A 24,847-nucleotide genomic window follows, 5' to 3' on the forward strand; every position below is an offset into this window, starting at 1 on the left:
TTTTACTGGAATTCTTAGTTAATCTGGCTGGTTTGTTTTTGTCGTAGAAGTGTGCTGTTCAAGTTTATGCATGGCATAGCGGCGCTGTTTAAAACGATTGTACTGCCATAAATATTGTTCCGGGCATTGCGCGATCTGCCGTTCTATCGCCTGGTTCAGCAGGGTGGGGGTGCTGATGTCGTCTACCGGTTTCAGGTGAATATCAAATCCCCTGCCATCCGGCAAACGCTGACCAAATGCCATCACGACCACCGCGTTGGTTTTGCTGGCCAGTTTGCTGGCGAGGCTCATGGTATAAGCCGGTTTGCCAAAAAAATCCGCCCATTCACCTTCACCGCTACGGGGAATCTGGTCAGGCAATATACCGACGGCTTGCCCGCTTTTAAGTGCTTGTAATAATTTCCTGACGCCACTGGCATTGGCTGGCGCCATCTCCACTTTACCTTTTTGTCTTCCGCTAACCACCAGATTGCTAAGCGATTGCATTTTGGGCGGACGGTAAAGCACGGTAATCGGATATTGCGAGCCGTAGTAAATGGAAGTGATTTCAAAACAGCCCAGGTGTGGTGTCAGAAAAATAAGGCCTTTACCATTCTTTTGCGCTTCAGTGACTGTTTCCCATCCGTGCACTTGCTGAATGAGCGGTAATAATCGCTCCGCCGATTGACCCCAGATAAAAAATGTTTCAAGTAAGGCTTTGCCGGCTTCCAGTCTGCTGCGCTTCATTAATTGTTGGACTTGTAAGGGGCTCTCAGCCAAACGGCTTTGCAGAATATTATTGAATGCAATCTGGTTACTTTTGCGATCCAGGCAGTATGAAAGCCAGCCTAATCCAGCGCCCAAGCGGTGTAACAGACTTAATGGCAGCCAGGCGATAAATTTACAAAAGTAGAGCAGCATGAATATAAACAGTCATTGAAAAGTAATGAGCATCTTAACAAACTCTTGTACGCAGCCAGCGCATGGCGGTCAAGTTTTTATGCTGCGCGTCGGATTGCAGTAAAATAGCAAAAATCCTGAAACTTGAATCTGCATGTCTAATCTGGAAACCACAAATACGCTGACCGAGAACATTTATCCGCTGCCTTCAGTATGTCCGGTGGTTGAGAATAATGCAGTGACATTGTCAGATGGCAGTGTATTGACCACATTGCAGGTGCATCGAATGTTACCCGGTCGCCGTTGGGTATTCAGTGGCATGTGGCAAGGCCTGTCGGTTTTCGCCAAGGTTTTTATGGGTGCCCAAGCAGGTAAATATGCCAACCGGGATGCGCAAGGCGCGGTGTTGCTTGCTGAGGCAGGCTTAAAAACGCCCGCGTTATTATGGCAAGGTCTTACTCAAAATGCACAGGCAAGCGTATTGATTTATGCTGCGATTCCAAATGCCGAAAATGCGCATCAGGTGTATGCGCAAAGCGACACTGCACAAAAATTCACACTAATTGAAAAAATAGTACGCGTGCTGGCGCAGCAACATGCTGCCGGTCTCGTGCAGACTGACTTGCACTTGAAAAATTTTGTGCTTGCTGATGATGCCGTGTGGTCAATTGATGGCGATGGCATACGCAAAAAGGATTTATCCCGCAAAGCTTGTTACCAGCAACTTGCCGAGTTAGTAGCCAAGCTTGCTATCCTGGATCAGCAAGCATGGGCATTGGCTTTGCTTGCCGCTTATCAACAACAGCGCCAATGGTCGGATTCGTTTAGCTCACAACAGATAATCGCTTGGGCTAAGCGCCATAAAGCGCAAGAAGTGCGTGAGTATGTGGAGCGCAAAATTTTCCGTAATTGTACCGATGTCGTCTGGCAGCAGGCCACCACATTTGTATTGGCGCACAATGCACATGTGGCCTTGCCTGAATTGACTCCCGATGTACTTGAATCGGCCATGCAAGCGGGGGATATGCTGAAAGATGGTAATACCAGTACCGTGGTGCGTACCCATCTCGCACAGCTGGGTGCAGTGATCAAACGGTATAACATCAAGAATATATTCCATGCAATTGGGCGGAGTTGGCGACCGAGTAGGGCAGCTATTTCGTGGTCTAACGCACATCGTTTGCAATATTATGGAATCCTGACGCCTAAACCATTGGCGATGCTGGAAAAGCGTTTTCTTGGATTGCGTGGCGAGGCATATTTTGTCTCTGCTATTAGTGCATTGCCTGATGCATTCACTTTTTTCAAAACCATCAGCGATGATGCACTGCGTACGGAAGCGCTCAGGCAGCTTGTATTAACCTGCTACCAGTTTTACCTGCTGCAAATTTCGCATGGCGATATGAAAGCCACAAATTTACATGTGAATGCTCAAGGCCAGATTGTTATCTTGGATTTAGACAGCATGCAGCAGCACCGTTGTGCTAAACGTGCGTTGCGTGCGCATGTCAAAGACATCCGCCGATTGCTGCAAAATTGGAAAGACGATACTTCGCTGTATAATGCGCTGTTGCAAAGTTTTCACGCGGTGTATGTGGATCATACGCCTCTGAAGCTGGCAGGCATTTCCATTTAAATCAATTGACGAGTCACTGAATGATTGTATTAGGGTTATCTGGCGCATTGGGTCACGATGCTTCTGCGGCTATTCTGGTGGATGGCAAAATTATTGCCGCCGCCGAAGAGGAGCGCTTTATACGCGATAAGCACGCCAAAAATCATTGGCCGTATGAGGCCGCCAAGTTCTGCCTGACACAGGCAGGTGTGACGGCTGACCAGGTTGATATCGTCGCTTTTCCCTATGCTGAAATTTCCCTGGCTTCGCCTGCTCGCTGGCATTACGCCAGGCGTTATTGGTATGCGCCAGACCGTGCGTTGGACGCGATTTTTAATGGTAATCGCCGCTTCAGACGCAACCGCGATAAATCGCTTCAATTAATGCAAGATTTGGGATTGAAAAATGCCGAATTTGTGCCAGTGGAACACCATTTGGCACATGCTTCTAGTGCTTATCATTTAAGCGGTTTTAAAGAAAAAACTGCCATTGTCGGCATTGATGGTAAGGGCGAATATGCCACCACCTTCTTCGGTTACGGTGAAAATGGCAAAATTCATAAAATTAAAGAATTCTATGATCCAGATTCGCTAGGCGGCCTATATGGTGCCATCACTGAATACCTGGGTTTTGAAATGCTGGATGGCGAATTCAAGGTCATGGGCATGGCCCCGTATGGCGATGCAAAGAAATATGATTTAAGCCGCCTGGCCAAATTTGAGAATGGCGAACTGCTGATTAACACCGAGTACGTCAATGTGGTGGGTTTGCGCCGCTACAAAGAAAACGGCAAAGGCTTTTATTTCACGCCAAAACTGATCGAATGGTTAGGCCCCAAGCGTTCCGGCGATGAGATCGATGATCCTTATATCCATTACGCAGCAAGCGTTCAGCAATTGCTGGAAGACCTGGCGCTGCAAATGATTGAGTATTACCTGGGTGACATCATCCGCGAAACCGGCAAGATCGTGATGGCTGGTGGTGTAGCGTTGAATGTGAAGCTTAACCAGCGCATTATTTCCTTGCCGCATGTGAAAGAGTTATTCGTGCAACCGGCAGCCGGCGACAACGGCACCAGTCTCGGTGCTGCGACTTATGCTGCGCACCAAGCTGGCGAGACCGTTCATAAAATGGAACATGCTTATCTGGGGCCTGCCTTCAGTAATGAAGAATGTATCGCTGCCTGTGAAGCGCATCCGGAAAAACCGAAATTTATACGTGTTGAAAATGGCCCGCAAAAAGCAGCCGAGTTATTGGCAGCCGGCAATCCGCTGGCCTGGTTCCAGGGCCGTATGGAATTTGGTCCGCGTTCATTAGGCTGCCGCAGTATTCTCGGCGACCCTAGCTTTCCTGGCGTGGCCGACCGTATCAATGCGCAAATCAAATACCGCGAGCGCTGGCGGCCGTTCTGCCCGAGCATGCTGGATCGCGTAGCGGAAGATATTTTGCAAACCAATCATCCGGCGCCTTACATGACGTTTACTTTTGATGTAAATCCGGCCTGGAAGTCTCGAATACCGGAAGTTGTGCATGAAGATGGCACCGCACGCGCGCAAGTCGTTACCAAGGCAACCAACCCGCGCTACTATGCGCTGATCGAACATCTGGAAAGCCTTCGCGGCAATGGGGTGGTATTGAATACTTCATTGAACCGTCGTGGCGAACCGATGATCTGTAGCCCGACAGATGCATTGAATATGTTTTATGGCTGTGATCTGGAGTATCTGATGCTGGAAGATGTGCTGGTGACGAAAAGCTAGATTCATAATTTATATTATTCCGATTTAAGTGATTGGAATCATTCAAAAAAATCCATTTGGACGCGCTTTTGGTTTGACTGATTCCAGTTGTTTAGCGATAATCGGGAATAGAGTCCAGTTTGGACTCATATACAATAAATCCCAAAACTGTGATTAAAAGTAAGTCAAAGCAGTTCATCAGGATAGTTCAGTAGTTAAAACACAGTTGAGCGATAGTCAATGAAACAATCTCACATTGAAGTAACAGAACGCATCATCGAGCGCAGTCGACCGACCCGCAAGGCTTATTTGCAGCGTATTGATGATTATCTCAACCGTGACAAAGGCCCGGATCGCCTGGGCTGTGCCAACGTGGCACACGCATTCGCGGCCATGCCACAGAATGATAAATTCAAGATTTATGCTGAAAAGCCAACTCATATCGGCATTGTCACTGCATACAACGAAATGTTGTCTGCACACCAGCCCTATGTGAATTATCCGGACATCATCCGTGATGAAGCCCGCAAGCATGGGGCAACCGTACAGGTTGCTGGCGGCGTGCCAGCCATGTGTGATGGCATTACACAAGGTGAGCCTGGCATGGAGCTGAGCCTGTTCAGCCGCGATACCATTGCAATGAGCACAGCTGTGGCGCTGTCACACGATGTATTTGATGCTGCGTTGTTGCTAGGCGTCTGTGACAAGATTGTGCCGGGCTTACTGATTGGTGCTTTGCACTTCGGCCACTTGCCATGTGTATTCGTGCCGGCCGGCCCGATGAGTACCGGTATTGATAACACCTCCAAATCGAAAGTGCGTGAGCAATATGCGCAAGGCCTGGTAGGCCGTGAAGAGTTGCTGGCAAGTGAGTCTGCTGCTTACCATGGCGCGGGTACCTGCACTTTCTACGGTACCGCTAACAGCAACCAGATGTTGCTGGAAGCCATGGGTTTACATGTACCGGGTGCTGCATTCATCCATCCGCACGATGGCATGCGTGAAGACTTTACCCGCGAAGCGGTACGCATGGTGATACAAAATACCCAGAAAAACAGGTTCGTGCCGATTGGCCGCCTGGTTGATGAGCACGTTATCGTCAATGCGATGGTGGCTTTGCTCGCCACCGGAGGGTCCACCAATCACCTTATTCACTGGGTTGCTGTGGCGCGTGCTGCCGGTATTGTGATTGACTGGACTGATTTCCACTACCTGGCGAGAGGGACGCCGCTGCTGGCAAGCGTGTACCCGAATGGTAAAGCCGATGTGAATGAATTCCAGGAAGCCGGTGGTCCAGGTTTCGTGATTCGCGAATTGATCGAAGGCGGTTACATGTATCCTGATGTATACACCGTCAGTGGCGGTGGCATGCGTGATTACGGTAAAAAGCCTGAAAAAGAAGCGGACAAGCTGGTATGGAAAGACTACCCGGCTGAAAGTGGTGATGAAACCATCGTCCGTACTGCTGCGCATCCATTTAATGAATCTGGTGGCCTGCGTTTGCTGAAGGGTAATCTGGGCCGCAGTGTGATCAAGATTTCTGCCGTGCCGGAAGACCGTCATATTATCGAAGCACCGGCCATTGTGTTTGATGCACAAGAAGAATTGCTGGCAGCCTTTGACCGTGGTGAACTGGAAAAAGACTTTATTGCCGTGGTGCGTTTCCAGGGCCCTAAAGCGAATGGTATGCCTGAATTGCATAAACTGACACCGCCACTCGCCGTGTTACAGAACAAAGGTTTCCGCGTGGCGATTGTGACTGATGGCCGCATGAGTGGTGCATCCGGCAAAATCCCGGCAGCGATTCACTTGAGTCCAGAAGCCAGTGCTGGCGGCCCGATTGCCAAGATCCGTAATGGCGACATTATCCGGTTGAATGGAACAGTTGGTCAGTTGAATGTGCTGGTTGACGAAGATACCTGGAATGAACGCGAGACTGAAGAGCTGAGCGATGCCAAACGTCACCACAATGCCCACGGACTGGGTCGTGAGTTGTTTGGCGGGATGCGCAAGAATGTACTTTCAGCCGAAGAAGGCGCAATCACGTGGTTGTAATCAAAGCTTCGTCGCAATACGTTGTTGCAGTCGCTTGCCGGACTAATCGTACTGTCTTCACTCCTGCGCCTAGTCTTGCTTAGAACTTTTAATTACAGAGATACTAAAAGTTTATTTCTTTAGAATTTAATTATTAATTAGGTAAATATTCATAACATGAGCACATTAGATTTAGCGAACCATGGCCCGGTCATCCCGGTAATTGTCATCAACAAGGTGGAAGATGCTGTGCCTATGGCAGAAGCACTACTGGCGGGTGGCGTGAAGGTGCTGGAGGTGACTCTGCGCTCACCGGTTGCTTTGCAGGCCATGGAGCAAATTGCCAAGCATGTACCGGATGCGATTCTTGGTTCAGGCACCGTGCGTAACCTGAAAGATGCGCAAGCTTCTAAAGATGTAGGTTGCCAATTCGCGGTCAGCCCTGGTTACACCAGCGAGCTGGGCCAATTTGCCCGTAAAATCGGCCTGCCATTATTGCCAGGCGTGTCTACCGGTTCTGAAATCATGATGGCGAATGCCGATGATTACTACTTCCTGAAGTTGTTCCCGGCTGTAGCTGTTGGAGGTATCAACCTGCTGAAAGGTTTTGCCGGCCCATTTGCTGATGTGAAATTTTGTCCTACCGGTGGCGTGAGTGTTGAAAGTGCACCTCAATTCCTGGCACTGCCAAACGTAGTGGTATGTGGTGGTACCTGGTTAACCCCTAACGACGCTGTCGAGCGTAAAGACTGGGCACATATCACCAAACTGGCGAAAGAAGCTTCAGCAATCGTCGCAGCCAAATAATTCAATAAGGAAAATCAGCTATCATTAAAGGCTTGTAGTCTTACAGGCCTTTTTTATTGCCAGCCGCTTATGACAAATCCCTTGAATCTCGAAAAATACAAAACCATCGTGCTGGATTGTGATGGAGTCGTGCTCAATAGTAACCAGACCAAGGTGGATGCTTATTACAATACGGCCAAACGTACCGGTGGTACCGATGCGCAGGCACAGGCATTTGTGGATTACCATATCAAGCTCGGCAGCATTCCGCGTAATGACAAAATCCGTTACTACATCAGCGATATCCTTAAACAGCCATTCACTGAAGAATTTTTCCAGACATTGATGGATACCTTCACCGAGATTCTGGAGGAAACGCTGATGCAATGTGAGGTTGCGCCGGAACTGGAGAAATTGAAGCAAAAAACTTCACAAGCCAAATGGATGCTGATGTCAGGCGGTGACCAGGAGGAGTTGCGTAAAATATTCCCGCGCCGTGGTCTCGACAATCTGTTTGAATTAGGGATTTACGGTGGCCCGACAAAAAAGAACGAGCATCTGGCAACCATGATTGCGGATGGCACGATTCAGTTTCCTGCATTGTTTATTGGTGATAGCCGCTTCGACCACCAGGCTTCTACCGGCGCCGGCTTAGACTTTGTGTTTGTCTCCGACTGGACAGATATGCCGGACTGGCAAAGTTATTGCAAACAACATCAGGTGACCGTCAGCCATCACCTGGAGTTGCAGCCTTACACCGACTTTTAAGTGGTTAGCTATCCTTTTGAGTCAACGATTACACTAGCCTATAATGCCGGTCATGACGACAGACAATAAACAAGTCACCATTCTGGTGCCTAATTATAAAACGCCGGAAATCACCAAAATCTGTATGCGTTTGTTGCGCAAATATACTGATTTCAATCAGGTTGAAGTGATTGCGATTGATAACAACTCGCAGGATGCATCAGTGGAGTATTTGCGCTCCTTGCCTTGGGTCAGATTGATTGAACGCAAGCCGGCAGCTGATGACACTGTGCCACTTTCACATTCGCGTGCGCTGGATCTCGCGCTCTCTGAGGTCAAGACGCCGTACGTACTTTCTATCCACACCGATACCTTTGTTAAACGGTCGGATTGGTTGCAGATGCTTTTGCAGCCCTTCAACGATAATCCCAAGCTGGCTGGTATAGGTTCCTGGAAACTGGAATCCAAGACCACATTGCAGCGCTGGGGAATCCGTTTCGAACAATCATGGAAAAAAGTGTTACACCAATGGTTCGGTTATCGCGGCTATAACCCCAATCGATTGGATGAGAGTAAATACTATTTACGTAGTCACTGCGCAATGTACCGCACTGATATCATCCGTGCACTCAATACATTTTTTTCGGATGGGAGCCAGACCGCAGGCATGGTAATGCATCAGAAAATGATTGCCGCTGGCTATGAGATGCGCTTTCTTGACTCGGTGCAATTGGGCCAATACGTAGATCACCTTAACCATGCCACGCTGATATTTAATCCTCAACTGGGCACCAGTGAAAAAAATATGCGTGAGGGTGCAAAACGTATCAATGCCAAATTGCGAGGCATCGATGGTGAAGCCATTCTTGCAAACTATAGTTTGGACAAGTAATACACACATGACAAACCGTTTGCTTAGCCTTGCATACTACCTGCCGCAATTCCACGAGATTGAAGAAAACAATCGCTGGTGGGGGCCAGGCTTCACCGAGTGGCAGCAGCTGAATACTGCGAAGACTTATTTTGACTGGCAGCACATACAAAAACCTAAAACCCCCTTCGGTGATTACAATCTGCTCAATTCTGCCGTGTTTGAATGGCAGCAAACTGTTGCGCAAACACATGGAATTGATGGTTTTCTGGTGTTTGACTACTGGTTTGGAGAAGGTAAAAAATTACTCGAAAAGCCTATGCAAATGGTGCTGGATCACCAGCTGGATTTTAAATATGCCTTCTGCTGGGCCAACCATACCTGGTATAACAAACGCGAAAATATCACGCTGCAATTGCAGCAATATCTAGGGGCAGGGGATTACACAGCTTATTTCGAGCAGTTATTGCCGCACTTTCATTCTGCCAATTACATCAAAGTTGAAGGCAAGCCGGTTTTTTCAATTTTCAGTCCAAAAGAAATTCCGGACCTCGAAGTGTTTATCCAAACCTTTAATAAGTGCGCTGCTGAACATGGTTTTGCCGGCATTTACTGGCTGGCAGACAACACCGAGCCGCATCAGCCCTGGAAAAAGTATTTTGATGGTTACAATAAATCCGGCAGCATTTTTAAATGGCGTAAGCGTGATAGCTGGTGGTCTTATATACGTGAAAAGCTGGCCAGAACGTTTCATTACAAACAGCTAGGGCCTTTTGTATATAACTATCATGGACTGGTGATTGATAACGATCCGTTAACTGAAGATCCTCATCAAATCCCGATTGTATTTACAGGTTGGGATACCACGCCACGGCACTTGCGTCGCGGTACCATATTAAAAGGATTTAATCCGCAATCTTTTGCCAGGCATTTGGAGCAGATTTACCTGCAATTGAGTAAAAGGAAACAGCATTTGCCAACCCAGGTGGTTGTGATCAAATCATGGAATGAGTGGGCGGAGGGCAATGTGATTGAGCCTGATACACTGTGGGGTGATGCACTATTGAATCAATTTTTGCTGTTTACTCAAAAGTTTACAAAATGACGCGGTTTTCATGGCCGAAGGCTATCAATAATATCATCTTCAAATGTCGGAAATTCAGGTATCAAGCCAGGGATGAGCATTCTGAGCATGCGTTGACTTTGACTTATCTGTGCCCGAACGCCAAAAAAGCATCAGGTGGCGTCAAGGTGATTTACCGGCATGTTTCTCTTATTAATAATATGCAAATAGCAGGAGTCAAAGCACAAGTTTTTCATCCAAAAGATGTAAATTTCCGTTGTGAAACGCCATTCTCCAATTTGAATTTTAAGAAAAACTTCGTCTTTAATAAAAAGCATGAAGTATTCGTGATCCATGAAATGTGGGCGGCACGAGAAGCCAAAATCGCGCGTGACAAAGGCATCCGATATATCATCCAAGTCCAGGGTGGCTATGATGTTTTTCGCAAAGCAGACGTTGACTCCGTGTATTCCGCTTATCAACATGCGGAATTGATTACCTGCGTATCAGATGATATTTATGCATGTCTGGTTTTCCTGTTTCCCGAATTTGAGCAGAAAATTTACCGTCTGCATTTGTCTGTTGAAGAAGATTTGTTCAAGCCAGCCGAGCATAAAGAGAACATCATTACTTACATGCCACGTAAGCTGGAGAAACATTCGACACTGGTGCTGAATTTTATTGCCAGGAAATTGCCTTCTTCCTGGAAGATTTTTCCTATCCAGAACATGAACCAGCAGGGAGTGGCTGAAACGTTGTCCAAGTCAAAAATCTTCCTGTCATTTAGCGAACTTGAAGGTTTGGGCTTGCCACCGATTGAAGCTGCTTTAGCGGGTAACCTGGTGATTGGGTATACAGGGCAAGCAGGAAAAGAGTATTGGGTGGATGGGCAGTTTCATGAGGTGAATTGTGGCGATATCCGCACTTTTTCAGAAACGATATTAAGTAAAATTAAGGAAATTGATAACGGATATTTTGATTTTATCGAGATAAAAGAAAATATTACTACCTTGCAGAACAAATATTCTCCTGCAAAGGAGCTGGATGGTTTGCGCGGATTGGTAGATCAACTCAGGAAGGGTTAAACAAGTGCGAGCAGCTAGACATCATCTCGATTTGGGCTGCGGTGCTAAGCCAAGAAATCCTTTTTCTTATGAAGTAGTGTGCGGCATTGATCTGGTTGCACATTCAATCCCGGAACAGGGTGTGGAAATTAAAACAGCAAATCTGTCTATTGATCCCATTCCTTATCCGGATAGTACTTTTGATGCTGTTTCTGCATTTGATTTTATAGAGCATATTCCTCGGATTCTCAGTGGTGGCGTATATGGCACACGCTTCCCGTTTATTGAGTTAATGAATGAGATCTGGCGCGTGCTAAAGCATGATGGAATGTTTTATGCCTTAACCCCTGGGTATCCCAGCAAAGAGGCTTTTATCGATCCGACACATGTGAACTTCATTACTGACGGTACACATAGCTATTTCTGTGAGGGTCGCTGCTATGGCAAAAACTACGGATTTACCGGTATGTTCAAGGCCAGGCGTGTGGCTTGGGTCTATCCTAGATTGCATTACCATGCCAATGATGATTTTTCTACCAAATTTAAAACGATCTTCAGAAAATTAAAACTCAAACCGCAAACTCATATTTTATGGGAGTTGCAAGCGATTAAACATGATTAACCACCGCAAACACTTACCACTCTATCTGGCCTTCGCCCTGGCATTTGTTACCTGTATTCGCATCATCGTGATTCAGCATGGCTGGGTTACCAATGACTCCATTCTATACATAGAGATGGCCCGCCATTTTTCTATGGGCGACCCACATCCCTTTGAAGGTTACAGCTGGGGCTTTTACCCTGCGTTGATTGCATGCTTGCACACGATCAGTGGGCTGGGGTTACAAGCCTCGGCAAATGTGCTGATCGTGTTTTTCTTTATGCTACTTGTATGGGGGCTGATGCGAATGGTCAGCATTGCCGGGGGTAATGACTGGACACAATTTTATGCAGTAGTGTTGTTATTGGGCTCCGGTTACATTGTGGGCAACATATTGCCTATGGCCAGCCGTGACCTAGGTTACTGGGCCATGATGGTACACGCAGTTAACCAACTCATTTTGTTCTATCAGCAAGGGCGCTGGAAGCAAGTCATCTACTGGCAAATTTTTGCATTATTGGCCACGCTTTTCAGGATAGAAGGCGCTGTACAGTGGCTGGTGTTACCGCTTGCGGGCTTTTTTATTGCTCATCAGGCCTCTGGCAGGCTGAAAAAAATTGCTGCACCTTATTCCCTGCTTATCATTGGCAGTATGCTGGCGCCGGTTATTCTAATGTTTATGCACATCAGTCTGGAAGATCTTGGGCGGGTCAAAGAGCTATTTACCGGGTTTCAGGATATCAAGCTGAATGTCACCCAACAGATTACACATCGCGTGGATGTGATGCGTGATGAGGTGATTGGCGAGCCATTCCAGGAGTATGCCTGGTTTGCATTCCTGCTTGTGTATATTGCGATTCCGACATTGAAGTGTCTGGGAGTTGCTGGTTGGGGTCCGACCTTATTCGTTGCGGCTGAAAAACATACCATCAAAAAAAACATCCAGCCTGTGGCATATCAAGTGCTGTTGTTCTGGTTATTTGTGTCGTGGGTCATCGGCTGTTTAATCACTTTCAAAGTCAACCTGCTGTCCGCCCGCTATGTGGCATTGTTTGGCTTTGTTTTAATTGTATTTTCAAGTTTTGCAGTGCAGAAATTATTACATCATCCAAAAACGAAAGTTACTCCTGTAAAAAGGTTGTTGTTAATCATAGCTGCGCTTATCGTATTGGCGGGGTTTGTCAATAACGTTAAACCTAAAGGTGCGGATTTTTATTATGAAATTGATGCGGTCAAATATGTGAAGTCCAGATTGCCGGACGGTCAGCAGGCACTCTATGCTTCTGCCAAGCAAAGGTTTTATGCAGATGTGCCTTATGATGGCAGAAGCGATTATGAATGGGATGATCTGTCAAAACGCATTGCTGACGGGCGTATCCAGCAATATGCTTATCTGGTGATTAAACTTGGCGACACGCCTGAAGAAAATGCCAAGTTAAAAGCGTTACATCAGCAACTGACTGGCTTTGAATTGGAAAAGACGTTTTACGGACATAAGAACCGAAAACAATTGCTAGTTTTTAAACGTGTCAGCTAGTGTGGAGGATGCAGCAGATATTGCTGCATTTTCTCTCTGAGCGTATTTATTTCAGATGCACTTAATTTTGCATGTTCAAAGTAGCTATCAAGCAATATTGCCCAGTTAGATAAGCCAAAAGGCGCATTGATCCTGGCATAGCGTGTCAAATGTCGAAAGCTGCGTAGCCTTGTCCTGAACCACAGTGACCACGGGTAAATCTTCATGTCAGCAATATCAATCAAGCCCATCTTGCCTTCGGTCGTGAGCACAATATTCCCCAAATGTAATGACCGGAAATGAACACCTTTTTTATGTAGCTCGGCAATAAAAGCGCCTAGCTGTACAACATGGTGTGTTTGTAATTGCTGCTGATCCAGCAAGGTTTTTAGTGTTTCGCCGGCCAAGGGTGCGTAATGAACAGCAAAAGTATGGCTTGAAGCCTCTAAATCTTCAGCCTTTTTATGCCCATTAACTGACAGTGGGTAATCAAGCAGGCTGGCATTTTTTACTTCATAGCAATCGATCACTTTAACTGTAGGAATGCCTAATTTAACGAGCTTAAATGCGTTCTTTGAAAAGCGTTGCGCATAACCCTGAAAACGGGCCCAGCTAAAGCGGTGGCGCAGGCGAAACACTTTCAGGTAATCGCCGTTCGGCAACTGCACCACTTTAATCCCTCGCGGGTCACGCTCGATCACGCGTGCATCGCTCAGGTGTTGCGCTGTCAGGAGAGGATAAGTCATGCCTTAATCGCTTGCGCGCTTAATGAAAGATGCTTTATCACCCGTGCCGGCGGTATTTGCTTCAAGCAATTAAGGTGTCCCAGTGGGCAAACACGTTCAAAGCACGGGCTGCAGGACAATCCCAGATACTCAATGATTGCTTGTGGATGCATAGGTGGTGTATGGCTAGGGTCGGATGAGCCATAGATGGCGACCAGTTGTTTATCAAGCGCCGCTGCAACGTGCATGAGGCCAGAGTCATTACTGATGATGGTATGGCAGGCAGACATTAAATCAATCGCTTCACCCAGCTTGGTTTTACCGGCCAGGTCTACGCAGCGTTGTTGTGTGTGACTCTGAATTTCTGTCGTAACCGTCTTGTCTTTATCCGACCCAAACAGCCAGACTTGCCAGCCGTGGTTTAAGGCCGCATTAGCCACCTCGGCATAATATTCAATAGGCCAGCGCTTGGCTTCGCCGTATTCTGCTCCTGGACATAAGCCAAGCACAGGTTTGCCCGTAGATGTAATAGCATGCTGCTGCATTAATGCAGGAATGCTGTCACGATTGGCATTCAATGCGGGCAACCGTAATTCAACGGGCAAATCAGTGTGCTTTGGGCGACCAAGTGCAACAAAACGCTCCACAGTTTTTTTTAGGATGGATTTGTCTAATGGCCGCATATCGTTAATCAGGCCATAACGCATTTCGCCTTTAAAACCGGTGCGGATAGGGATGTTGGCAGCCCATGGCAAGATTGCCGATTTCAGGCTGTTAGTGAGCAAAATGGCATGGTTGTAGCCATGTGTGGATAGTTGTTTACCAAATCGATAACGCTCGCCTATGGCTAAATCGCCGTGTTTAAAAGGCAACGCAATTGCCTGCGACACTTCCGGCATTCTTTCCAGCAATGGTAAGGTCCATGCAGGGGCGGCGACATCAATCTGGCAATCCGGCTGGTCAATTTTGAGTTGCTTGAACATGCTTTGCGCCAGCACCATGTCACCCACCCATGATGGGCCCATCACCAGAATCTTGTTCATGCGTGCATTTTTTTAATCAGGTTGCTGGTACTGCGGCCTTCCACCAAGTCAATCAGCGCGATTTCACCGCCCCAGGCTAATACTTCCTGCCCACCAACCACCTGGTCAGCCGTGTAATCACTGCCTTTGGCGATTACATCCGGGCGGATGGCATTAATCAAGTTGAGCGGCGTATCTTCGTCAAACAAGATCACGGCATCGACAGATTCCAGTGCCGCCAGAACCCGGGCACGGTCATTTTCATTCACTACAGGGCGGGTGGGGCCTTTAAGAGCAGACACCGAGCGGTCGGTATTCAGGCCAAGCACCAGCTTGTCACCGCGTTTTTTTGCACCTTCAAGGTAAGTCACATGGCCCGCATGCAATAAATCAAAGCAGCCATTGGTGAAAACGATTTTTTGGCCTTGCTGTTTCCAGGCAGAAACTTTTTGTAGCAGTTCGGGTAACTCGCTGACTTTATGCGCCTGGGCACTACCTTGAGCACTTGCAATTGCATAAACCAGGTCAGCCTTGGTAATGGGTACCGTGCCCACTTGACCAACTACCACGCCGGCGGCAATGTTGGCCAGTGATAAGCTTTCCAGTGCCGACAAGCCATGTATCAGGCCAGCGGCCAGTGTGGCAATCACGGTATCTCCAGCACCGGAAACATCAAATACTTGTTTGGCGGTCGCGCTGAGATGTTCTATGCGCTCGGTGATGAGGCTAATGCCTTCTTCACCACGCGTGACGGCCAGAAAATCAAGGGATAAGCCGGCTTTTAAGGTACTCGCCTTTTCAATCAGGGCAGAATCATTAACCTGGGTATCACAAGCCTCAGCCGTTTCTTTCTTGTTAGGTGTAAGAGCAGTTGCGCCACGATATTTATGGTAATTGCGTCCCTTGGGGTCAACCAATACGGGAATTTTGTGCGCACGGCAATAATGAATCACATGCTGGCAAATATCTTCGGTCAGCAAACCTTTGGCATAGTCTGACAGAATGACCAGTGCTGGCTGCTGCTCAAGTGCAGCCTGGATGGCTTTGGTGACATGACTTACTTCACTGGCAGATAATTCAGCTGTGATTTCCTGATCCAGTCGCATCATTTGTTGATGCCCACCCATAATACGGGTTTTTGCAATGGTCGGCCGCGCTGCAGTTTTAATCATCGCTTGCGTATCTATGCCATGGCTGTGCATGGCATTTACTAAGAGCGAGGCTTCATTATCTTCGCCTATCAGGCCGATCATGCGCGTGTGTATACCCAGCAAAGCCAGGTTTGCCGCTACGTTTGCGGCACCACCTGCACAATGTTGTTCGGATTTAATGAGTAACACCGGCACCGGCGCTTCTGGCGAAATGCGGTTTACCTCGCCGATTAGATAGCGATCCAGCATCACATCCCCAATCACCAGTACCTGTTGATTGTTTTCACCAAAGTGTTGAACCAGTGTTGCCAGGCTGGTAGTCGTGTGCGTGCCAGCCATCAGGATTCCAGAATCTCGCACAGACTGTGGCCGATGAAAATATGGGCTTCTTGGATGCGCGCAGTCACATTCGAGGGCACCACAATATTGTATTTGCAGAGTGCATTCAATTTGCCGCCACTACCGCCTGTCAAACCAACAGTGGTCGCGCCGATCTCATTCGCAGCTTCAATTGCACGCACCACGTTAGCGCTGTTGCCGCTGGTGGTCAGGCCGATCAGTATATCTTCCGGGCGACATAAGGCCTCTACCTGCCGCGCAAAAATGTAATCGTAGCCGTAATCGTTGCCTACCGAGGTGAGGATTGAGGTGTCAGTGGTCAACGCAATCGAGGGCAAACCTTTGCGCTCTTTTTTAAAGCGGCCAACGATTTCAGCAGCAATATGCTGGCTATCGGCCGCACTACCACCATTACCACAGAGCAGTATTTTCCCGCCCTGCTGAATACATTGACGCATCGCCAATCCCACTTCACTGATCAGCGGAAAGCTGGCTTTCAACGCTTCAAACATGATCATATGTGCCGCATGTTCGCCTTCCAGATATTCAATATAGCTCATGATACCGCCCTTAAGTAGGTGGATGTATACGCATCAAATGCGGGCAATTGAGTGAAATTACAACTAGGGAATAAAAGGCGCATGGTTAGCAATAGGGATCGTCTTGCATTAAATATTGTTGCACATAATCTTTCACACCTTCTTCCAGGCTGGTGAAAGGTTTTTTGTAGCCGGCATGACGCAACTTCTGCATCTCTGCCTGTGTGAAATACTGGTATTTACCCTGTAAATCCTGTGGCATATCAATGTAGGTAATGTGGGGTTCACGCGCCATGCTGGTCATGACATTGGTTGCCAGATCTTTGAAGCTGCGTGCCTGGCCGGTGCCTATATTATAAATGGCGCTGGTGGCCGGTTTTTGCTTCAGGGCTGCTTCCAGGAAAAACCCCATCACATCAGCGACATCTTTAACATAGACAAAATCGCGTAGCTGCATACCATCTTCAATGCCTTCTTTAGTGCCTTTGAACAGGCGCATGGTGCCGGTTTCGCTGAACTGATTAAAGGTATGGTAAGCAACACTAGCCATGCGTTCCTTATGATATTCATTTGGACCATAGACGTTAAAGAACTTGAATCCTGCCCAGGCAGGCGGGGTGATCTGTTTTTGCGCCACCTGCTGTAACACCCACTGGTCAAAAAAATGTTTGGAGTAACCATAGCCATTCAAAGGGCGTAGGTTCTCAATGCTGGCATCGTCGTAACCTTGCTCACCACCGCCATACGTTGCCGCAGAACTCGCATAAAAGAAAGGTACTTCATATTCAGCACACCACGACCACAAGTCCTGCGAATAATGCATGTTATCAGCCACCAGCTTGTTAAAGTCACGCTCGGTGGTCGCGCTGATGGCACCCATATGAATCACTGCAGTGATGTCATCGTTATCTTCGAGGAAATCGAACAACTGGTCTTTGTCCAGGTATTCTGCATAGTGCCTATGTACCAGATTTTGCCACTGGTTTTCATGCGTGATGCGGTCAACAATCACCAGGTCTTGTCTGCCAAGCTTGTTATTTAAATGCCAGGCCATGATAGAGCCTATCATGCCTGCGCCACCGGTGATAATGATCATATGGAGCGATTAAAACGTTAAAACGCGATTATAACGCGTAATGGGCGAGGGCTGGCATAGAATGGCGTGTTAACGCATCACACCGTTCTATGCCAAATCAAAGGGATGGAGAGCCTGCGTATAGCGCATAGTGGGACATTTATTTTTCAGCGCCCAGTGCTAAAGCCCGCGCTTTACTATCTTGCGCCTCTGCTTCTGCATTTACTGAGTCAAACTCGTCACTAACCCAGCCCTGCAAATGCTCCAGGGCAATATCACGCATGGCCTCAATCCACACCGCTTCGCTGTTAAGTGCCGGTATGTAGTGATAATCCCCGCCGCCAACAGACTGGAACAAATGTTTGCCTTCCATGGCGATCTCTTCCAGGGTTTCCAGGCAATCGCTGCTGAAGCCGGGACAGACGACATCTATACGCTTGAGTTGTTGTTTACCTAAGGCATCCAGCGTATTGGCGAGATAGGGTTGCAGCCATTCCTGGCGGCCAAAGCGGGATTGAAAGGCGATTTGATATTGCTCTTTGCTTAAGCCTAAAGCCTCTGCCAGCAAGCGTGCTGTTTTGTGGCATTCGCAATGGTAGGGGTCGCCTTTAAGCAGGTGAAATTTAGGCACACCGTGAAAGCTCATGACCAGTTTTTCTGGCTGGCCATGTTGTTGCCAGTAGGCTTGGATATGGCTGGCAAGCGCTTGAATATACAGCGGGTGATCGTGGTAGTGCTTGATAGTGCGGATAGCCGGCACATTGCGCATTTTGAGCAGTACTCGCCACACTGCATCCAGTGCGGCAGCCGTACTACTGGCGGCATATTGCGGGTATAGCGGAAAAACCAGGATACGGTCACAGCCTTGTGCCTTAAGGGATTCAATGGCGCTTTTCATGCTGGGGTTGCCATAGGTCATCCCCAGTTCGACAGCAAAAGGCGAATGTATTTTTTGGGTCAGGTAGCCTTGCAGCAGTTTTTTCTGTTGTTGCGCATACACCATCAGCGGTGAGCCTTGGTCTGTCCAGACACTGGCATATTTTTCTGCCGATTTTTTTGGGCGAATCACCAGAATGATGCAGTGTAAAATCCAGCACCAGATAAAGCGTGGGATTTCTACCACGCGCCTGTCCATCAGAAATTGCTGTAAATAAGGACGGAGGGCTTTGGCTGTAGGAGCTTCGGGCGTACCCAGATTGGCTAGCAGTATACCCACTTTTGGTTTACTGCCGTGGATGTAAGCAGGTTCTGGCTGATAATAGGTCATATGCTTATTCTATGCGATTCAGGCTGTCAAAGGTAATAGCTTCAATGAATACAGTTGATTATTCAAAGATAATAAAAAATCCCCGCAGAAGCGGGGATTTAACTGAACTCAAAAACAGTGAGTTAGTTTAGGCACCAAGACTTTTTTTACGACCCATTAAGCCCATCAAGCCCAGACCCGCTAGAAATAAAGCATATGTTTCTGGTTCTGGTACTGCAGCAGCAGTGAATGTGGTGATAGTGCCATTGTAACCGGTGGTTGCACCAACACTAGTGCCAACGACATGCAGGAAAAAATTCCCGTACTGTGCGCTTTCAAGGTAGCCAAAAGATACTTTCGGAGTGCCATTTAAAACAGAACCGGTCGCAACAAGATTCTTATTGGCATCAAGTAGATTAAATGTTTCAAAGGTGAATGCGGTGCTACTGGAGCCTGAGATACTGGCTACGATATTCTGTAAGCCTTCCGTGTTAAATCTTATATAGTCATTGAAACTGGTATTACCAGAAAATGAACTGCTGAATTGATAGCCATCACCTGACAAAGTCGCATCATAAGTTGCGGCATACGCAGTATTCAAGACAGTGCTTAGCCCGAACGCGAGTAATAATAAAGACTTTTTCATACTTAAACTCCTAACAACGATTAAAAAACGGATCAATACAAAATATCTAGGCTATCCAATGCCCTTGCAAAAAGAAAAAAGCCATAGCCTGCAAATTCATGGATGGTTTGAATGTTTGGAGGACTCAAATCCAAGACTGAGTCCCTTGGGTATGTTTGTTTACTTTTTATTAATTTGATTACCAACTACACCACCCACTGCCGCGCCACCCACAGTGCCAATTGCACTACCGCCGGTAAGCACTGCGCCGCCCACTGCGCCTATGCCTGCACCAATAGCGGTACTTTTGCCACGTGAACTCATAGAACCACAGCCTGAAGTACCCAGTGCAATTACTAAAAATAAGGAACAAACTAATGGCTTTTTCATTTAACCACCTCATTGGACACAAATTGAAGATGGATGAATTATGAAAACTAATTTAACTGATGCTAAGAGGTATGGAACTGATTGTCCTGTCGGACGATTCAGACATTTGAGAAAAATTTGTAAAGTTATAAAAAACTATTGATTGGATAGCGCGTTTGAAAGAAGTTTAGCAGTGATATCGACAATCGGAATAATGCGTTCGTAAGCCATCCGTGTAGGGCCGATCACACCAAGTGTTCCTACTACCTGTCCATCCGCCTCATAGGGGGCAGTGATCAGGCTACATTCATCCAGAGGCAGATAACCGCTTTCGCCTCCGATAAAAATCTGGATACCGTCGGCACGTTGACTGTGGTCCAGCAATTGCATGAGTGCCGTGCGGCGCTCAAAAATTTCAAAAAGTTTACGCAGGCTGGTGACATTGGTAGAAAGCTCATCTACCTGCAATAAGTTGCGCTCGCCTGAAATGACTACAGTTTCTTTGGCGGATTGTTCAGGTTGACCAGCAGCATCCAGCGCGGCAGACATGAGCCGGTTAATATCGGCCTGCATCTGTTGTAGTTCTTGCTTTAACTTATTCTGCAATTCATCCAGTGTTAATCCCTGGCAATGACTATTGACATAATTGCTGGCCGCAATCAGTTCGCTGGCGCTAAATGCCTTCTCGGCCATCAAAATACGGTTTTGTACCTGACCATCCTCAGTGACTAATATCACCAGGATTTTCTTTTCACTCAGATGCAGGAATTCCATATGCTTGAGCACATTGCGAACGCGCTTGGGCGTCATGACCAGCCCGGCAAATTGCGTCAGTTGCGACAGCATATCTGCCGCACTACTGATCAGTTCCTGCTGATTGGGGGAGGAAAGTCCGGTTTTGAGTTGCGCGACAGACTGGTGATCCAGCGGTTGTACAGTCATTAATGAGTCAACAAACAGCCGGTAACCCTTTTTGGTCGGGACTCTGCCTGAAGAAGTATGCGGACTGGCTATAAAACCCAGTTGTTCCAGGTCACTCATGACATTGCGGATAGTAGCAGGGCTGACATCCAGTCCGGAATGTTGCAACAAAGTGCGTGAACCTATCGGTTGACCGGCACTAATATAATGCTCGACCAGGGTTTTAAGTAAAATTTGCGCGCGTTTATCCAATTTTTACAGCCTTAATAACATAGGGGGATTTTGCCCGATTTATGCTCAGGATAACAGCCCCCTGTGCTTTTCAGTTCAGGGCTTCTGTGCTTTAATGCGCGCATGCTTCCTTACTTTCGCTCGGTTGCCATTGTCGGCAAATACATGGATGAGTCAGCACTGCAACACATGTGTGATGACTTGACGCGTTTGGTTCAGCATCTCTTGTCTCAGGAACTGCATGTCTGTGTAGAAGAACAAACCGCCCGTTATGTAAAATATGAAGGTTTTCAGCTGGCGAGCCTGGAAAATATCGGCAACAAAGCGGATTTGGTAGTGGTAATGGGCGGTGACGGCACGATGTTGAGTGTGGCGCGCTCACTACGCAAAACCAATGTACCTTTGATTGGTATCAACCGTGGCCGCCTGGGTTTCCTCACTGATTTGCAAACTGACAATATGCTGGGCGAAATTGATAAAATTCTGCAGGGGGAGTACCAGCTTGAGTCGCGCATGCTGCTGCAATCTGAGGTGTCGCGTGCAAATACCCAATTGCAACAGACCGTTGCGTTAAATGATGTCGTGATTAAAAGTGCATTTCGCCTGATCGAGCTGGAAGTGCATGTAGATGGAAAGTTTGTCTCGCGCCAACGGGCTGATGGCCTGATTCTGGCGACACCTACGGGCACCACTGCTTATGGGCTATCCGCAGGCGGGCCTATCATGCACCCGGACCTGCATGCGATTTCAATTGTGCCGATTAGTCCGCACACGCTCAGTAACCGGCCGATTACTGTCCCGGCGGATAGTGTAATTGAGGTGGTTATGGTGAATACCGGTGATGCACAGATCAGTTTCGATGGTCAAGGTCAGCATGCATTACTTGAAGGCGACCACATCCGTATCGCGCGTGCCGAGCAAGAAATCCAATTAGTACACCCTAAAACTTACTGTTACTTCGACATGTTGCGTAACAAACTAAATTGGGGATAAAACCGGTCTTCTAAAATATATGTTACAAGCCCTTTCTATTCGTGATTTTGTGATTGTTGAGTCGCTGGAACTTGAGTTTTCGGCAGGCTACACCGCATTGACCGGGGAAACCGGTGCCGGTAAATCCATCCTGATTGATGCGCTTTCGCTCAGTTTGGGCGCCCGCAATGAAGGTGATGTCACCCGCAAAGGCCATGATAAAGCCGAAATCTCCACTACCTTTGATATCTCTCACAATCAGGCAGCCCAAGACTGGCTTCAGGCGCAGGAAATCGAGCTCGACGATACGTTAGTGTTGCGACGCGTCATTTATGCTGACGGCCGCAGCCGTGCTTTTATCAATGGCGTGTCTGCCACAGTAGGGCAATTGCGGGATATTGGCGAAACCTTGATTGATATCTACAGCCAGAATGCCCACCACTCTTTATTGAAAGTGGCTACCCAGCGCGAGATTCTGGATGCGTATGCGCAGGCGACTCCGCTGGCAAAAGAGGTGAGTCAATTATTTAAAGCCTGGTCACAATTGCATCAGCAACAATTGACCTATGAAGAAAACGCCAGCCAGTTTGCCGATGAGTTGGCCGAACTGCGGGATAGCACTCGTGAACTCAAACAATTAGCATTCGCAGTTGAAGAATGGCAAACGCTGCAACAGGAGCATGTGCGCCTGAGTAATGGTGCCAGTTTGCTCAGTGGCATGGAAAGTTGTTTACAATGGATGAGTGAAGATGGCGAAGTGAATGCACTTGAGCTGCTTGCACAAGTGCAAGCCAAACTTAGCGAGCTGCAAGCGATGGATGCCGGGTTGCAGCCGATCGCGGAAATCCTGGATTCTTCCGTGATTCAGCTGGAGGAAGCAAGTCGTGAGCTTAACCGCCATTTGCAAAAAAGTGAACTTGATCCGGAAAAGTTAGCGGAAATCGAAGCGCGCATCCAGGATATTCACGGCGCAGCCCGCAAGTATCGCGTGAAACCGGAAGAGTTGCCTGAATTACTGGGTCAGCAATTGATTCGTATGCAAGAACTCGAAGGGTTTGCCGATGATGGTGCGTTAGCCAAGCAGGTGCAAAGCGCCTGGCAAGGATATCAGCAAGCCGCAGGACAACTTTCAACGCAACGCCAGCAAGCTGCCAAAAAACTGGCACAAACCATCACAGAAGAAATGCAAACGCTGTCACTCAAAGGCGGAAAATTCGCCATCTCACTGATGCCATGCGAGGCAGCCGCTTATGGCATGGAGCAAGTCGAGTTCCTGGTCGCCGGGCATGCCGGTGTCGAGCCAAGACCTTTGAATAAAGTAGCTTCGGGCGGTGAATTGTCGCGTATTAGTCTGGCTTTGCAAGTAACGACTGCCTCGTTAGGTAGCGTACCGTGCATGATTTTTGACGAGGTGGATGTCGGTATCGGTGGCGGGGTGGCTGAAGTGGTTGGGCGCCTACTCAATCAATTAGGCCAGCAACGGCAAGTGCTGGTGATTACCCATCTGGCGCAAGTTGCCGCGCAAGCGCAGCAACATTTGCAAGTGAGCAAGTCAGAACATAATGGTGCTACGCTGAGCCAAATTCGAGGTTTGGCTGCCGATGAGCGTGTAGAGGAAATAGCCCGCATGATAGGTGGTTTGCAGCTTACTGAAGCTACCCGTAATCATGCACGGGAAATGTTGAAGCTGGCGACGCATTAATGCCAGGCGCTGCTTGTAGTTTTTAATACTTAAGCTAGTTGTTTTCCTTTGAAAAAATCATGACTATGCCGGCTGTATTAACTACCATCATTATTTACGCGCGTAATATCCATAAAACGGTCGCTTTTTACAGCCACTATTTCGGGTTTGAAACGACAGGTGCAATCACAGAAGGTCTGGTCGAGTTAAAGGCCAGTCAGGGCGGTATCAATATTCTGGTGCACCAGGCTGCCAAATCGGTCAAGCTTGGACAGGCCGGCGTAAAACTATCTTTTGATGTAGAGGATATCGCAGCATTTGTGCTCGCTGCACAAGCGCAAGGCCTGGCGTTTGGCACTATCCACCAAGCTAACGGCTACCAGTTTGCCAATACCAAAGATCCGGATAACAATTCAATCAGCATTTCTAGCCGCGCTTTCAGGAATAACTCAACTGTTTAATCCCGAAACGCCAGTATTTGTGACCATTTTTCCAGCTTTGTAGCATAAGGAGTTCCGGCGTTTGCCGGGCTCGTGGATGGCAGAATGACAGTCGCGACCGGTCGTGACAGCTGTATATGTTTCTTGAATAGACTGGCGGCTGCATTACCATTGAAGGCCACCAGTTTTAAGGATGGATGTTCTTTCAGCAAGCCATTTATATCATTTGCAACCACAGTATTTTGTGTGATGGCGCTGTCCAGACTGCCGGGGCGATAAGCGGAGTGGCACACATCCCAGATTGCCAGTTTCGCTGCTTTTGCCTGTTCGCAACGTGTCGCATAATCTGCGTTGGCAGGAATTTGAAACAGCGCTTCCAGCACACGCCAGAATGCATTTTGTCTATGCGCGTAGTATTGTTGTTGTGTGATGGAAGCGATGCCGGGCAACGAACCCAATATCAGAATATCCGGATCCTCACCGAGGATAGGTGGAAAACCAACTGAGTGATGGCTGACGGAGAATTCCGACAAAGTCTGGGAGAGAAATTCTGCTAGGTTGAAAAACGGGTTAGCATATTGTGATGCCAACCCTTA

General features: G+C 47.8%; 24 protein-coding genes. 13 read left to right on the top strand and 11 right to left on the bottom strand.

Annotated elements, in window-relative coordinates; translation table 11 throughout:
* Positions 1-18 precede the first annotated feature (18 nt).
* Positions 19-900: a lysophospholipid acyltransferase family protein gene (locus tag ASG24_RS10090; protein WP_055870945.1), complete on the bottom strand. Its 882-nt coding sequence runs from the start codon at positions 898-900 to the stop codon at positions 19-21.
* 133 nt (positions 901-1,033) lie between these two features.
* Between ASG24_RS10090 and ASG24_RS10095 the strand changes: the two genes are divergently transcribed.
* The 10 genes from ASG24_RS10095 to ASG24_RS10140 all read left to right on the top strand — a co-directional run bounded on the left by ASG24_RS10095 (position 1,034) and on the right by ASG24_RS10140 (position 12,936).
* Positions 1,034-2,515 carry a lipopolysaccharide kinase InaA family protein gene (locus ASG24_RS10095; RefSeq protein ID WP_055870947.1) on the top strand — a complete coding sequence of 494 codons (1,482 nt, stop codon included), beginning with the start codon at positions 1,034-1,036 and terminating at the stop codon, positions 2,513-2,515.
* A gap of 20 nt (positions 2,516-2,535) precedes the next feature.
* Positions 2,536-4,254, top strand: a complete 1,719-nt coding sequence (locus ASG24_RS10100; protein WP_055870950.1) for a carbamoyltransferase — start codon at positions 2,536-2,538, stop codon at positions 4,252-4,254.
* Positions 4,255-4,473: 219 nt separating this feature from the next.
* A complete protein-coding gene (gene edd / locus ASG24_RS10105; protein ID WP_055870953.1) occupies positions 4,474-6,288 on the top strand; it encodes a phosphogluconate dehydratase in 1,815 nt (604 codons plus the stop codon).
* 156 nt (positions 6,289-6,444) lie between these two features.
* On the top strand, positions 6,445-7,074 hold the full coding sequence (gene eda / locus ASG24_RS10110; protein WP_055829629.1) for a bifunctional 4-hydroxy-2-oxoglutarate aldolase/2-dehydro-3-deoxy-phosphogluconate aldolase: 630 nt from the start codon (positions 6,445-6,447) through the stop codon (positions 7,072-7,074).
* A 69-nt stretch (positions 7,075-7,143) separates the two neighbouring features.
* Positions 7,144-7,821 carry an HAD family hydrolase gene (locus ASG24_RS10115; RefSeq protein ID WP_055870956.1) on the top strand — a complete coding sequence of 226 codons (678 nt, stop codon included), beginning with the start codon at positions 7,144-7,146 and terminating at the stop codon, positions 7,819-7,821.
* Positions 7,822-7,873: 52 nt separating this feature from the next.
* A complete protein-coding gene (locus ASG24_RS10120) occupies positions 7,874-8,692 on the top strand; it encodes a glycosyltransferase family 2 protein (protein WP_055872026.1) in 819 nt (272 codons plus the stop codon).
* 7 nt (positions 8,693-8,699) lie between these two features.
* Positions 8,700-9,776: a glycoside hydrolase family 99-like domain-containing protein gene (locus ASG24_RS10125; protein WP_055870958.1), complete on the top strand. Its 1,077-nt coding sequence runs from the start codon at positions 8,700-8,702 to the stop codon at positions 9,774-9,776.
* Between the two features lie 305 nt (positions 9,777-10,081).
* Positions 10,082-10,819 carry a glycosyltransferase gene (locus ASG24_RS10130; RefSeq protein ID WP_156376552.1) on the top strand — a complete coding sequence of 246 codons (738 nt, stop codon included), beginning with the start codon at positions 10,082-10,084 and terminating at the stop codon, positions 10,817-10,819.
* A 4-nt stretch (positions 10,820-10,823) separates the two neighbouring features.
* On the top strand, positions 10,824-11,420 hold the full coding sequence (locus ASG24_RS10135; RefSeq protein ID WP_157256776.1) for a class I SAM-dependent methyltransferase: 597 nt from the start codon (positions 10,824-10,826) through the stop codon (positions 11,418-11,420).
* Positions 11,413-12,936 carry a hypothetical protein gene (locus tag ASG24_RS10140; protein ID WP_055870964.1) on the top strand — a complete coding sequence of 508 codons (1,524 nt, stop codon included), beginning with the start codon at positions 11,413-11,415 and terminating at the stop codon, positions 12,934-12,936. Before ASG24_RS10135 ends, ASG24_RS10140 begins: the two co-directional genes overlap by 8 nt.
* On the opposite strand, the gene ASG24_RS10145 is transcribed toward ASG24_RS10140, so the two are convergent.
* From ASG24_RS10145 to hrcA, 9 genes are all read right to left on the bottom strand, one after another.
* Complete coding sequence (locus ASG24_RS10145; protein ID WP_055870966.1) at positions 12,933-13,661, bottom strand: hypothetical protein; 729 nt, start codon at positions 13,659-13,661, stop codon at positions 12,933-12,935. The two genes, ASG24_RS10140 and ASG24_RS10145, sit on opposite strands and share 4 nt — an antisense overlap.
* Positions 13,658-14,683: a lipopolysaccharide heptosyltransferase II gene (gene waaF, locus ASG24_RS10150; protein ID WP_055870968.1), complete on the bottom strand. Its 1,026-nt coding sequence runs from the start codon at positions 14,681-14,683 to the stop codon at positions 13,658-13,660. Before waaF ends, ASG24_RS10145 begins: the two co-directional genes overlap by 4 nt.
* The gene (rfaE1, locus tag ASG24_RS10155) at positions 14,680-16,152 is read right to left on the bottom strand and encodes a D-glycero-beta-D-manno-heptose-7-phosphate kinase (protein ID WP_055870970.1); all 1,473 of its coding nucleotides are present in this window, start codon (positions 16,150-16,152) and stop codon (positions 14,680-14,682) included. The genes waaF and rfaE1 overlap by 4 nt, the downstream gene beginning before the upstream one ends.
* Positions 16,152-16,712 carry an SIS domain-containing protein gene (locus tag ASG24_RS10160; protein ID WP_055870972.1) on the bottom strand — a complete coding sequence of 187 codons (561 nt, stop codon included), beginning with the start codon at positions 16,710-16,712 and terminating at the stop codon, positions 16,152-16,154. Before ASG24_RS10160 ends, rfaE1 begins: the two co-directional genes overlap by 1 nt.
* 85 nt (positions 16,713-16,797) lie before the next feature.
* Positions 16,798-17,787: an ADP-glyceromanno-heptose 6-epimerase gene (rfaD, locus tag ASG24_RS10165; protein WP_055829610.1), complete on the bottom strand. Its 990-nt coding sequence runs from the start codon at positions 17,785-17,787 to the stop codon at positions 16,798-16,800.
* Positions 17,788-17,926: 139 nt separating this feature from the next.
* The gene (gene hemH, locus ASG24_RS10170) at positions 17,927-19,033 is read right to left on the bottom strand and encodes a ferrochelatase (RefSeq protein WP_055870974.1); all 1,107 of its coding nucleotides are present in this window, start codon (positions 19,031-19,033) and stop codon (positions 17,927-17,929) included.
* 127 nt (positions 19,034-19,160) lie between these two features.
* Positions 19,161-19,658 (bottom strand): FxDxF family PEP-CTERM protein, encoded by a 498-nt coding sequence (locus ASG24_RS10175; RefSeq protein ID WP_055870976.1) that lies wholly within the window; start codon positions 19,656-19,658, stop codon positions 19,161-19,163.
* A 159-nt stretch (positions 19,659-19,817) separates the two neighbouring features.
* On the bottom strand, positions 19,818-20,027 hold the full coding sequence (locus ASG24_RS10180) for a glycine zipper 2TM domain-containing protein (RefSeq protein ID WP_055829604.1): 210 nt from the start codon (positions 20,025-20,027) through the stop codon (positions 19,818-19,820).
* Between the two features lie 135 nt (positions 20,028-20,162).
* The gene (gene hrcA, locus ASG24_RS10185) at positions 20,163-21,179 is read right to left on the bottom strand and encodes a heat-inducible transcriptional repressor HrcA (protein ID WP_055870980.1); all 1,017 of its coding nucleotides are present in this window, start codon (positions 21,177-21,179) and stop codon (positions 20,163-20,165) included.
* A gap of 102 nt (positions 21,180-21,281) precedes the next feature.
* On the opposite strand from hrcA, the gene ASG24_RS10190 reads away from it, so the two are divergent.
* Genes ASG24_RS10190 through ASG24_RS10200 form a run of 3 tightly spaced genes read left to right on the top strand, consistent with a single transcriptional unit; the run spans position 21,282 to position 24,272 of the window.
* Complete coding sequence (locus ASG24_RS10190; protein WP_082488073.1) at positions 21,282-22,151, top strand: NAD(+) kinase; 870 nt, start codon at positions 21,282-21,284, stop codon at positions 22,149-22,151.
* A gap of 19 nt (positions 22,152-22,170) precedes the next feature.
* On the top strand, positions 22,171-23,832 hold the full coding sequence (recN, locus tag ASG24_RS10195; protein ID WP_055870981.1) for a DNA repair protein RecN: 1,662 nt from the start codon (positions 22,171-22,173) through the stop codon (positions 23,830-23,832).
* A gap of 59 nt (positions 23,833-23,891) precedes the next feature.
* Entirely contained in the window at positions 23,892-24,272 is a 381-nt protein-coding gene (locus ASG24_RS10200) for a VOC family protein (RefSeq protein WP_200937004.1), read from the top strand.
* Here ASG24_RS10200 and ASG24_RS10205 read toward each other — a convergent pair.
* Positions 24,269-24,841, bottom strand: a complete 573-nt coding sequence (locus ASG24_RS10205; RefSeq protein WP_235562391.1) for a DNA-deoxyinosine glycosylase — start codon at positions 24,839-24,841, stop codon at positions 24,269-24,271. The genes ASG24_RS10200 and ASG24_RS10205 overlap by 4 nt on opposite strands.
* Between the last annotated feature and the right edge of the window lie 6 nt (positions 24,842-24,847).

It is taken from the genome of Methylophilus sp. Leaf414, assembly GCF_001425425.1.
Classification (GTDB): Bacteria; Pseudomonadota; Gammaproteobacteria; order Burkholderiales; family Methylophilaceae; genus Methylophilus.